At 74.2% G+C, this 10,855-nt stretch carries 13 protein-coding genes; 8 read left to right on the top strand and 5 right to left on the bottom strand.

The annotated features are described in order from the left end of the window. Positions 1–60 precede the first annotated feature (60 nt). Both QFZ71_RS00485 and QFZ71_RS00480 read left to right on the top strand, forming a co-directional pair. Entirely contained in the window at positions 61–567 is a 507-nt protein-coding gene (locus tag QFZ71_RS00485) for a DUF6325 family protein (protein ID WP_307666247.1), read from the top strand. Between the two features lie 120 nt (positions 568–687). Next, positions 688–1,485 carry a tyrosine-protein phosphatase gene (locus QFZ71_RS00480; protein WP_307666246.1) on the top strand — a complete coding sequence of 266 codons (798 nt, stop codon included), beginning with the start codon at positions 688–690 and terminating at the stop codon, positions 1,483–1,485. Positions 1,486–1,574: 89 nt separating this feature from the next. On the opposite strand, the gene QFZ71_RS00475 is transcribed toward QFZ71_RS00480, so the two are convergent. Further along, positions 1,575–2,219 carry a hypothetical protein gene (locus QFZ71_RS00475; RefSeq protein WP_307666245.1) on the bottom strand — a complete coding sequence of 215 codons (645 nt, stop codon included), beginning with the start codon at positions 2,217–2,219 and terminating at the stop codon, positions 1,575–1,577. Next, positions 2,216–2,794, bottom strand: coding sequence for a hypothetical protein (locus tag QFZ71_RS00470; protein ID WP_307666244.1), 579 nt, complete (start codon positions 2,792–2,794; stop codon positions 2,216–2,218). Before QFZ71_RS00470 ends, QFZ71_RS00475 begins: the two co-directional genes overlap by 4 nt. A 413-nt stretch (positions 2,795–3,207) precedes the next feature. On the opposite strand from QFZ71_RS00470, the gene QFZ71_RS00465 reads away from it, so the two are divergent. Next, positions 3,208–3,705, top strand: coding sequence for a GNAT family N-acetyltransferase (locus QFZ71_RS00465; RefSeq protein ID WP_307666243.1), 498 nt, complete (start codon positions 3,208–3,210; stop codon positions 3,703–3,705). Positions 3,706–3,780: 75 nt separating this feature from the next. Here the strand turns inward: QFZ71_RS00465 and QFZ71_RS00460 are convergent, their stop codons facing one another. Then, positions 3,781–4,161, bottom strand: coding sequence for a VOC family protein (locus tag QFZ71_RS00460; protein WP_307666242.1), 381 nt, complete (start codon positions 4,159–4,161; stop codon positions 3,781–3,783). 226 nt (positions 4,162–4,387) lie between these two features. Between QFZ71_RS00460 and QFZ71_RS00455 the strand changes: the two genes are divergently transcribed. Further along, positions 4,388–4,948, top strand: a complete 561-nt coding sequence (locus QFZ71_RS00455; protein ID WP_307666241.1) for a DUF6328 family protein — start codon at positions 4,388–4,390, stop codon at positions 4,946–4,948. A 16-nt stretch (positions 4,949–4,964) separates the two neighbouring features. Here the strand turns inward: QFZ71_RS00455 and QFZ71_RS00450 are convergent, their stop codons facing one another. Then, complete coding sequence (locus QFZ71_RS00450; RefSeq protein ID WP_307666240.1) at positions 4,965–5,777, bottom strand: VOC family protein; 813 nt, start codon at positions 5,775–5,777, stop codon at positions 4,965–4,967. 233 nt (positions 5,778–6,010) lie between these two features. Then, the gene (locus QFZ71_RS00445; protein WP_307666239.1) at positions 6,011–6,352 is read right to left on the bottom strand and encodes a DUF6479 family protein; all 342 of its coding nucleotides are present in this window, start codon (positions 6,350–6,352) and stop codon (positions 6,011–6,013) included. 229 nt (positions 6,353–6,581) lie between these two features. Here QFZ71_RS00445 and QFZ71_RS00440 point away from each other — a divergent pair, with 229 nt between their 5' ends. From QFZ71_RS00440 to QFZ71_RS00425, 4 genes are all read left to right on the top strand, one after another. Beyond that, positions 6,582–6,971 carry a hypothetical protein gene (locus QFZ71_RS00440; RefSeq protein ID WP_307666238.1) on the top strand — a complete coding sequence of 130 codons (390 nt, stop codon included), beginning with the start codon at positions 6,582–6,584 and terminating at the stop codon, positions 6,969–6,971. 76 nt (positions 6,972–7,047) lie between these two features. Continuing rightward, complete coding sequence (locus QFZ71_RS00435; RefSeq protein WP_307666237.1) at positions 7,048–7,611, top strand: 2Fe-2S iron-sulfur cluster-binding protein; 564 nt, start codon at positions 7,048–7,050, stop codon at positions 7,609–7,611. Further along, positions 7,608–8,609 (top strand): xanthine dehydrogenase family protein subunit M, encoded by a 1,002-nt coding sequence (locus QFZ71_RS00430; protein ID WP_307666236.1) that lies wholly within the window; start codon positions 7,608–7,610, stop codon positions 8,607–8,609. Before QFZ71_RS00435 ends, QFZ71_RS00430 begins: the two co-directional genes overlap by 4 nt. A gap of 67 nt (positions 8,610–8,676) precedes the next feature. After that, the gene (locus QFZ71_RS00425; RefSeq protein WP_307666235.1) at positions 8,677–10,776 is read left to right on the top strand and encodes a xanthine dehydrogenase family protein molybdopterin-binding subunit; all 2,100 of its coding nucleotides are present in this window, start codon (positions 8,677–8,679) and stop codon (positions 10,774–10,776) included. Positions 10,777–10,855: the final 79 nt, after the last annotated feature.

The following is a 10,855-nucleotide window of genomic DNA, read 5'->3' as shown; positions in this document are numbered from 1 at the left end:
GGAATGCCCGTATCCACCCCGGTGCGCCCGCGGCCGCCGGGACACGGAGAGGACGCGACCGTGGCCGTCGGACCTGTGGAGTACCTCGTCATCGCCTTCCCCGGCAGCAGCTTCACCGGGTCGATCGCCCCCGCCCTCGCCGGAGCCGTGTCGTCCGGTGCTGTGGAAGCCGCCGATCTGGCCTTCGTCCGGCGGGCCGGGGGCGGTGCGCCGACCCGGATGGAGCCGCGGGAACAGGACGACGGGGGAGTGATCCCCGCGGCCGGCGGCGGGGCGGCGACGCTGAGCCCGCAGGACCTCGACCGGCTCGACGCGTGCCTGCCGCCCGGCGACGTCGCCGCGATCGTCGTCCGCGAGGACCTGTGGACCACCGAAGCGGCCCGCGCGGTCCGCGAGGCGGGCGGCGCCTTCGTCGCGCACGAACGCCTCGGCGCCGCCACCGGTACGGACGAGGCCGCCGGCGACGACATCATCGACCGGCTGGAGCGCCTCGCCGACCTCTGGAAGCGCGAGATCCTCAGCGACGACGAATTCGTGGAGCAGAAGATCCGGCTCCTGGCGGACTGACGTCCGTCCGGCGTCCGGGGAAGCCCGACCACCTCTCCCGGCGCCGAAGTCCATCCCGCGTTCGACGTCGATCCCGATATGGGGAAATCTGGATTTCCTCGGGGAAAGAGGCAGTTCATCGTGCAGACCGCCCGGCCCGTTACGGCCTCCACCGTTGTCAATCTGCGCGACCTGGGCGGCATCGCCCTGGGCCGTGACCGCCGGGTGCGCCAGAACGTCCTGTTCCGCTCGGGCCAGCTGAGCGGACTCGACCCGGAGAACGACCGGGCGGTCGCGGCGCTCGGCATCCGTACCGTCGTGGACCTGCGCACCGCCGACGAGCGCCGGTGGGCCCCGGACCGGCTGCCGCGCCGGTCCCGGCTCTTCGTCGCCGACGTGCTCGGCGATCATCCGGGCGTCGCGCCCGCCCGGCTGCGCTCCCTGCTCGCCGACCCCGTCGAGGCGGAACGGGCGCTCGGCGGGGGCCGCGCCGAGGAGCTGTTCGCGGAGACCTACCGCAAGATGGTCCTCTCGCCCGGCGCCGCCGCGGCCTACCGGGCCTTCCTGGAGACCGCCGCCGACGCCCGCGCCCGGCCGGTGCTCTTCCACTGCACGGCGGGCGAGGACCGCACCGGCTGGGCGGCGGCCGTGCTGCTGATGATCCTCGGAGCGCCCCGCGCCACGGTCCGGGCGGACTTCCTCCGGGTCGATCCCGCCGTACGGGCGGCGCTCGCCCCGCAGGTGGCGCGGTTCCTGGAGGGCGGCGGCGACCCCTCCCTCGCCGCCGCGATCACCGAGGTCCGCCCCCATCACCTGGACGCGGCCCTCGACGCCATGGACGAGCGGTGGGGCGGCCTCGACGGCTATGTCCGCGACGGACTGCGTGTCCCCGACTCCGTACTGGAGCGGCTGCGCGACGGGCTGGTGATCCGCCCCTAGACGGACGCCGGAGCCACGACCCCGCGAGGGGGCCGGTGCTGCCAGGAGACTCCTGGCAGCACCGGCCCCCTCGTCCGTGTCGGACCCGGCTACAGGCGTACGAGCCGTTCGGTCAGATCCCGGTAGTGCTGGAGGGCGATCCGCAGGTCCTCGGTCTCGGCCCCCGCGTCGTCCTCGCCCTTCCCCGCGCGCAGCTTCCGCCCGCGCTCCTGGAGGGCCGCCCCGAGGTCCGCGACGACCTCCTCGAACGTGGCGTCGGCGTCCCGCACCGCCCTGCGCGGGTCCTCCACGAAGCCGGTGACGGCCTGCTGGATGCGCGCGGCGAACGCGTCCCGCCGCTCCGGGGCGAACAGCGGGTGTCCGGCGTGCGGGCCGCTGTCGGCATGGTCCCCGGCGCCGGAGGGCCCGGAGGCGGTCCGGGGATCCGCCGTCACGTCGTGGGCCAGGGGAACCGGGGCGGCCGCGTCGGGGGTCATGGTGCCGGACGCGGACCCCGGTGCGTGGGCGCCCGTGGAGCCGGGGGCGTGGGGGCTCGGGGAGCCGTGCTCGGGAGCGCGGGCCGCCGAGGGCCGTGCCACCGGCTCCGCGGTGTTCTCCCTGCCCGTGACGGTCCTCGTGCCCGCGCCGGACGCGGTCGGCCGCCTGACCGGCGTACCCGTGTCGATCGGCCCGACGCCCTCCGGGAGGCCGGTGCCGCCGGGCGGGGGAGTCCTGTCGTTCGGTGCCTGCGTCATGATGTGCCGTTTCCCTTCACCAGATGCCGGTTGCCGTGTGCGCGCTGCGACCCGCCGTCGGCGAGGAGCGCTTCGAAGAGGCCGCGGGCGTCCATCAGCGCCTCGCGCATCTCCTCGGTGCTCGTGTTCCCGCCCCGCGCCGCGTGCACGCGGCGGTAGCCGTGGACGTGCGCGGCGTGGCGGACCGAGAGCGCGTCGGTCCGGTCGTCGAAGTCGTCGCCCTCCGGGAAGCCGCGCTCCCGCGAGAGATCGGCCAGCAGCATGTCGGCCTCGGCCAGCGACCGCTGCGGCGACTCGACGAACAGCTCCTGGGCGCTCGCCCAACGGGCGGCGTAGCGCGCGCGGGCCTCCTCGGTCAGCGGGCGTTCGGTGAGATGACCGTGGCGCCTCACCCGGTCGTCGAGCTCCTGCTCGGCCGCCTTGGTGTCACCGCCGTGCCGGGCGACGACCCGGTCGTACTCCGGTCCGAAACGGCCGCGCAGTCCACGGCCGCCGGCCGTGCGCCGGCGCAGCAGCAGGAACGCGGCGATGGCCGCCACCACGACCACGGCGACGATGATGATCGCTGTCGTCACGGCTACCGCCCCCTACGTTCGTCGGCCGGTACGTAGCTCTGCTGTCGCACAGTGGTCAGCCCCTTCCGGTCCGGGCCCGGCGACGATCGCCGGGCTGCGTGCAGGAGTTCGTGTACCCCCGGATCGCTGTTCGAGGCAGCCCCGCTTCGACGGCGTCCGGACAGGTGCTCGCTTCAGGGGGGAAGCGCCGGATCGGCATCGGGTCGGAGGGATGCGTCATGACGGAGGGGAAGCCACCGGGAGTCGGTCCCGAACTTCCGGGGCGACCGGCAGAGCGACGAGGCGGCGCGGCGGATTCTCCCGGCTGACGGGCTTCGGCCGAGCCCCTCGACGTGCACGCGGCCGTACGCCGCCGGCGCGAGGAACGACGACCGGCCCGATCCGCCGCCCCCACGGTGCCGCATACTCGCCGTATGGGAAAGAGCAGGTCAGGACGGCGGGGCGGCCGCGCCGCACAGAGCCCCGACGTGACGGTCCGCCGGGCCGCGGTGGGCGATGCCGGACGGCTGACCCGGCTGGTCCGCACCTCCCGTGCCTACGAGGGACCGTACGCGCCGATGGTCGCGGGCTACCGGGTCGGACCGGACTACGTCGAGACCCACCGGGTCTTCGTCGCCGAGGACGACGGGACGGGCCAGGTCCTCGGCTTCTACGCACTCGTCGTCGATCCGCCGGAGCTGGACCTGATGTTCGTCGCCGACGCGGCCCAGGGGCGCGGCATCGGCCGGCTTCTCGCCGCCCATCTGCGCGAGGAGGCCCGCGGCGCGGGGCTGGCGGCCGTCCGGATCGTCTCCCACCCGCCCGCCGAGGGCTTCTACCGGAGCATCGGCGCCGAACGGGTCGGCACGATCCCGGCCGATCCGCCCGCGGTGCTGTGGGACCGGCCCGAACTCCTGCTCCGCATCGGCTGAGCCGCGGCCCGCACGGCGGGGCCCGGCCGCGCACCGCGGCCGGGCCCGTGTTCCGTACCGGATTCCCCCGGTGGATCAGCCGCCGTACGGACGGGTGATCAGCTCCAGCCAGTGGCCTCCGGGGTCGGGGAAGTACACGCCCCGGCCCCCGTCGTTGCGGTTGATCTCGCCGGGCAGCTTCCGCTGCGGGTCGGCGTAGAAATCGATCCCCCGTGCCTGGATCTTCGTGAACGCCGCGTCGAACTCGGCCTCCGAGACGAGGAAGGCGTAGTGCTGCGGCGTGATCGAATCGGCGGGGACCGTCGCGAAATCCAGGGTGACCTTGTTCTCGAGGACGACGGGGACGAACGGTCCCCATTCCTCTCCGACCGTCAGGCCCAGCAGATCCGCGAAGAACGCGGCGGACTCGCGGTTGTCCCGGCAATGGACGATGGTGTGGTTCAACTCGACTGACACGGTGGAATGCCTCCAAGGGCATCTCACGGGCCACCTCCACGCCTCACCCGGACGGTGACCGACGCGCGATGCCCTGCGGTGATCTTAGACGCGCCGGGGAGCCGGGTCGAGCGGTATACGACTGCCCGGACCGACCAGGGTTGGCTCTGCCCGGTCGGGGCACCTGTAGTCGCGGATCGAACGGGTGTATCGGTGCGCCCGGCGTGTCGAGATGAGGAGAGCGTCGATGCCGGAGTCCTATGGCAGAGGCCGGGAGGAGACCCAGGAGGAGCGGGCGGACCGGCAGTGGTCCGAGCTCCTCCAGGAACTGCGCGTCGCGCAGACCGGGGTGCAGATCCTCTTCGGTTTCCTGCTCGCGGTGGTCTTCCAGTCCCGGTTCGAGGATCTGGGCCCCGTCGACAGGGACATCTACGTGGTGACCGTGATGCTGGGTTCGGCGACCGCCGCCGCGCTCATCGGCCCCGTCTCGTACCACCGGCTCCTCACCGGCCGCCGGATGAAGCCGCAGACGGTGATGTGGGCCTCCCGGATGACCGTCCTCGGCCTGATACTGCTCTTCTGCACGATGTGCTCGACGCTGCTCCTGATCCTGCGCGTCGCCCTGCACAACCAGTTGGCCCTGTGGCTGGTCGGTGTGATGGCCCTGTGGTTCCTCGCCTGCTGGTTCCTCTTCCCGTTGTGGGCCCTCGCCAAGGGACGCTCCGGCCCCCGCGACGACGAGCCGGGCGACAGCGGCGACGCGAGCGGTGCGGACGCCCCGTCCGGCCGGGGGAGCGGCTCCGCCTGACCGGCCTGCCCGCCGCTCAGGCCGGGCTGCGCACGTCGGTGACGGCGAACAGCGCGCCGTCCGGGTCCCGCAGCGTCACTTCGGTGCCCCCGAAGCCGGTGCGGTCCTCGGCGAGCGCGCCGCCGTGCCGTTCGGCCGCGGCGACCGTCGCCGCGAGGTCCGTCACCGGGAACTGGACCTGCCAGTGCGGGCGCACCAGCGGGTCGACCGCGGCCTCCACGGCCCCCGAGCTGATCCGGGCCAGCGCGTGCCCGGAGCACCGCACGATGACTTCCTCGCCCTCGTACGCCACGTCGCAGGCGCCCGGCCGCCCGCTCGCCCAGTCGAGCACCTCACCGTAGAAGATCGCCGCGTCGAAGGCGTTGCGGGTCCGCAGCCGCAGCCAGGCGTGCGCGTGGTCGGCCGGGGCCGGGGGAGAGGTGGAGGGATCGGTGCGCTGCCAGAGGCCGAAGGACGCCCCGTCGCGGTCCGACGCCAGCACCCCGCGCCCCTTGCCGAGCGTCAGCGGCCCCACCGCCACGGTCCCGCTGCGCTCGCGCACCCGTGAGGCGGCCACGTTCGCGTCCTCCACCGCGAAGTACGGCGTCCAGGCCACCGCGACCTGGTACGCCGAGGAGACGGCGAAGACGCCGGCGACCGGAATCCCGCCGCGGAAGGCGACGGAGAAGTCCTCCCCGAGCCGCCCCGGACGGAACGACCAGCCCAGCACCCGCCCGTAGAACCGCTGGGCGGCCTCCAGGTCGCGGGTCATCAGGGTGACCCAGCACGGTGCGGCCGGCCCGGTCAGCGGCGCTGCCGAAGAGGCCGTACGGGGATCGCTTCCGGTCATCGTCCACTGCCTTCTCCGGGGAGCGGCGCCCTGCGCGGCCGCTGCGGTCCAGCAACCAGCGTCGACCGGCCCGCCCGGTCCCGCAAACGCGGCGACCGTTCCCGGACCGGGGCGCGCCGGGGCGCTCACGACGGCGGGCCCGGCGCACACCCGGTGGTCGGGTGCGCGCCGGGCCCGCCATGGCCGTGGGCGCGCCGAGAGCCGCCTCCGCCGGCGCCCGAGGGCCGGACAGGTCAGCCGCGCGGCCGCTCCTCGTCGGGCGGCAGCGGCCCGTTGCCATGGTCCTTGAGCTCGTACGGGGACAGGGCGTGGCCGTCCGCGGGGAATTGGTCGGAGGAGTGCGGGTCGCGCTGCTCGATGTGCGTGCGCTGCTCCGGCCGTTCCGGCTGCTCATGGGGCTGGGGCGGCGGCGGCTCGGCGTCGTGCTTGCGCTTGCTGAGGATGAACCCGCCGATCAGCAGGGCGACGACGGCCAGCCCCACGAGGGGCAGGGCGAGCCCGAGGGCTCCCGTGCCGTCCGCGAGGGTGGCCGCGACGGGAAGCTCGGCCGCATTGACTCCATTCAGAACGTCCATGCCTTGCGCATACCCCGAGAGAAGGGTGTCAGTCAGCTATTCACAGCAATTCATGTTTTATGGGTATCTCAGGGGAAACGCGTTTCAAGGCCGGGGCCGGAACAGCCCTCCTGCCCGCTCTCCCGGAGCTCAAGACGTGTTCCGGGTGTTTCCCGCGTCGCCGCCGGCCGGACGCGGGGGCGGCCCGGAGGGGCCCCGAAGGCCGGCACACCCAGCGGAAGGAACCACGGTGAACAGCACTCCCGAGCAGGTCGGCGAGAACCACCCCGCGAGCCGGGAGGTGGTGGTCTCGCTCAGCCGCTGCGACGCACAGGACGCGCGGACCGTGTTCGACGTGCTCACCGCCGCGTTCGCCTCCGACCACCCGATGGGTGAGACCCCCGAGCCGTCCTCCGGCCCCCGCCCCGACATCTGGGTCACCACCGTCGACGTGACGGAGCCGAAGGCCGACGCCGGCCCCGCCCGCCTCACCGCCCCGGTCACGGTGGAGGCCCAGGGCGGCTACCAGGCCGTCGACCGGCTGCGGACCCACCTCGGCGGCGCCTTCGCGGTGAGCGTCGTGGGCACGGCCGCGGGGGACCAGGAGCAGGAGGTCCGGCTGCGGCTGGAGAACCGCTGACCGCCCGCACGAGGACACGACCGGCACCACGGCCGCGGGGCGGTACCCGCCCCGCGGCGAAGCGAAAGGCGCGCGCATGGACTCCCTCGCTCTCGGAGCGGACCTCGAACCCGAACCGGTCGTCGACGAACGCTCCGCCGTGACGCTGCGCGTCAACGGTGAGGAGTCGACGCTGACCGTGGACCACCGCAGCACGCTCCTGGACACCCTGCGCGAGGACTTCGGCCTGACCGGGGCCAAGAAGGGCTGCGACCACGGCCAGTGCGGGGCCTGCACGGTCCTCGTGGACGGGCGGCGGGTCAACAGCTGCCTGCAGCTCACCGTCGCCCGCAACGGCTCCTCGGTCACCACCGTGGAAGGGCTCGCCGACGGCGAGGAGCTGCACCCGCTCCAGCACGCGTTCGTCGAACGGGACGCCCTCCAGTGCGGATTCTGCACGCCGGGCCAGATCTGCTCGGCCGTGGGCATGCTCCGCGAGGCCGCCGACGGCTTCCCCTCGCACGTCACGGAACCGGACACCGCCGCCACCGGAACGGTCGCACTGGACGCCGACGAGATCCGGGAACGGATGAGCGGCAACCTCTGCCGGTGCGGGGCCTACCCCCGGATCGTCGAAGCCATCGAGGACGTGATCGCGTGAAACCGTTCGGCTATGTGCGCCCCGCCTCCACCGACGAGGCCGTCCGGCTCTGCGCCGCCGGCCCCGGCGCCCGCTTCCTGGGCGGCGGCACCAACCTGGTGGACCTGATGAAGCTCGGCGTGGAGACGCCCCGCATCCTCGTCGACGTCTCCGGCCTGCCGCTGGACCGGGTGACCCGGACGCCCGAGGGCGGTCTGAGCATCGGCGCCACCGTCCGCAACAGCGACCTCGCCGCCCACCCCGACGTGACCGGAAGCTATCCCGTCCTCTCCGGCGCGCTGCTCGCCGGGGCCTCCGGCCAGCTCCGCAACGCCGCCACCACCGGCGGAAACCTGCTCCAGCGCACCCGGTGCCGCTACTTCCAGGACGTCTCCAAACCCTGCAACAAGCGGCTGCCCGGATCAGGTTGCCCCGCGTACGCAGAGGGCGGCCGGGACTTCGCGATCCTCGGGTACTCGTCGGAGTGCGTGGCGACCGACCCGTCCGACATGGCCGTGGCCCTCGCCGCGCTCGACGCGACCGTGGTGCTCGTCGGGCCCGAGGGCGAACGGACCGTCCCCGTCACCGAGTTCCACCGACTCCCCGGGGAGAATCCGGACCAGGACACCGTGATCCGGCCCGGCGAGCTGATCACCGAAGTGGTGCTCCCACCGCCGGCGCCCGGCACCGTGTCCCGCTACCGCAAGGCCCGCGACCGGGCCAGCTACGCCTTCGCGCTCGCCTCCGTCGCCGCCACCCTCCGCGTGGAGTCCGGCCGCGTGGAGAGCGCCACGCTCGCGTTCGGCGGCGTCGCCCCCCGGCCGTGGCGGGCCCGCAGGGCCGAGGCCGAGCTGCGCGGCGCGCCGGCCACCCCCGCCGCCTTCCAGCACGCCGTGATCGCGGAACTGGCCGAGGCGCGGCCTCTGGATGGCAACGCCTTCAAGGTGGACCTGGCCCGCCGCCTCGCCCTCGACGTACTGGGCGACCTCACCGAGCGGCAGCCCGCCCCCATCGGCTGAACGCGCCACCGGCCCGCCCCCACCGGCCGGACGCGCCGGCCCCCGACGACCCCGAGGACCCATCGCCATGACCACGCAAGCCCCGCAGTTCCCCGGTGCGCCCGTCGTCCGCAGAGAGGCGCGGGACAAGGTCACCGGAGCCGCCCGCTACGCCCTGGACCGCACGCCCGCCGGGTGCCTGTACGCCTGGACGGTCCCGGCCACCGTCGCGGCCGGACGCGTCACCGCCGTACGGGCCGTGGACGCCCTCGCCGTACCGGGCGTCCACTCCGTCCTCACCCACGACAACGCGCCCGAGCTCCGGGAGCCCGACGACCCGATCCTCGCCGTGCTCCAGGACGACCGGGTCCCGCACCACGGCTGGCCGATCGCCCTCGTGATCGCCGACAGCCTCGAAGCGGCCCGCACCGGGGCGGGGGCCCTGCACATCGAGTACGAACGCGACCCGCACGACGTCACCCTCACCGAGAACCACCCCGGCCTCTACACGCCCGACGAGGCCAACGGTGGCGAACCCGCCCTGCGGGTGCGCGGCGACGTGGACCGGGCCCTGGCCGCCTCGCCCGTCCAGGTGGACGCCACGTACCGGATGAGCGCACTGCACAACCACCCGATGGAGCCGCACGCCGCCACCGCCGTGTGGGAGGACGGCCACCTCACCGTCCACGACTCCAGCCAGGGCGCCACCAAGGTCCGCGAGAGCCTGGCGCAGGCGTTCGGCCTCGACCCGGACCGGATCACCGTCGTCTCCGAGCACGTCGGCGGCGGCTTCGGCTCCAAGGGCACCACCCGTCCGCAGGGGGTCCTGGCCACGATGGCCGCCCGGCACACCGGCCGCCCGGTCAAGGTCGCCTTCCCCCGCGCCCAGCTCGCGGAGGTCGTCGGCCACCGGGCCCCCACCATCCAGCGGGTCCGGCTCGGCGCCGACCTGGACGGCACGCTCACCGCCGTCAGCCACGAGGTCGTCACCCGGACCTCCACCGTCAAGGAGTTCGTCGAACAGGCCGCCGTGCCCGCCCGCGTCATGTACGCCTCGCCGAACAGCCGCACCGGCCACCGGGTGGTCGCCCTCGACGTCCCCAGCCCCTCCTGGATGCGCGCTCCGGGGGAGGCTTCGGGGATGTACGCCCTCGAATCCGCCATGGACGAACTCGCCTCCGCCCTCGGCCTGGACCCCGTGGAGCTGCGGCTGCGCAACGACACCGGGACCGAGCCGGACAGCGGCCGTCCCTTCAGCAGCCGGGGCCTCGCCGCCTGTCTGCGCGAGGGAGCGGCACGGTTCGGCTGGTACGACCGCGATCCCCGGCCCGCCGCCCGCCGGGAAGGCCGCCGGCTCATCGGTACGGGCGTGGCCTCCGCGACGTACCCCGTCCTCGTCTCCCGGTCCACCGCGAGCGCCCACGCCGCTCCGGACGGCTCCCTGCGCGTCCAGGTCAACGCGACCGACATCGGCACCGGCGCGCGCACCGTGCTGGCCCAGATCGCCGCCGACGCGCTCGGCGTCGCCCCCGAGGCCGTCCGCGTCGACATCGGCTCCACCGACCTGCCCACCGCCCCGCTCGCCGGCGGCTCCTCCGGCACCGCCTCCTGGGGCTGGGCCGTGCACAAGGCGTCCGCCGCCCTCGCCGCGCGGCTCGCGGAGCACACCGGAGCGCTGCCGGCCGAGGGGATCACCACCACCGCCGACACCGAACAGGAGACCGGCGAGGAGTCCCCGTACGCCCGGCACGCCTTCGGCGCCCACTTCGCCGAGACGGCCGTCGACGCCGTCACCGGTGAGGTACGCGTCCGCCGCCTCCTCGGGGTGTACGCCGCCGGACGCATCCTCAACGACCGCACCGCGCGCTCCCAGTTCACCGGCGGCATGGTCATGGGCATCGGCATGGCGCTCACCGAGGGCTGCGGCATCGACCCGGTCTTCGGGGACTTCACCGCCAAGGACCTCGCCACCTACCACGTGCCCGTCTGCGCCGACACGGCCGACATCCAGGCGCACTGGATCGAGGAGGACGACCGCCACCTCAACCCGATGGGCAGCAAGGGCATCGGGGAGATCGGGATCGTCGGCACCGCCGCCGCCATCGGGAACGCGGTCCGCCACGCCACCGGAGCCCGGCTGCGCGAACTGCCCCTCACCCCCGACACCCTGCTGCCCTACCTGCTGTGACCGCACGACGCTCCCACCAGCACGGAAGGGCCCGCTGTTGCGCGTCCGGCGTACCGGCCTCACCCTGATGAGTGACCCA

The organism is Streptomyces sp. V2I9 (assembly GCF_030817475.1).
In the GTDB taxonomy this organism is placed as follows: domain Bacteria; phylum Actinomycetota; class Actinomycetes; order Streptomycetales; family Streptomycetaceae; genus Streptomyces.
The sequence above is the reverse complement of the archived record's forward strand: the minus strand, read 5'-3'. Positions and strand labels throughout refer to the sequence as shown.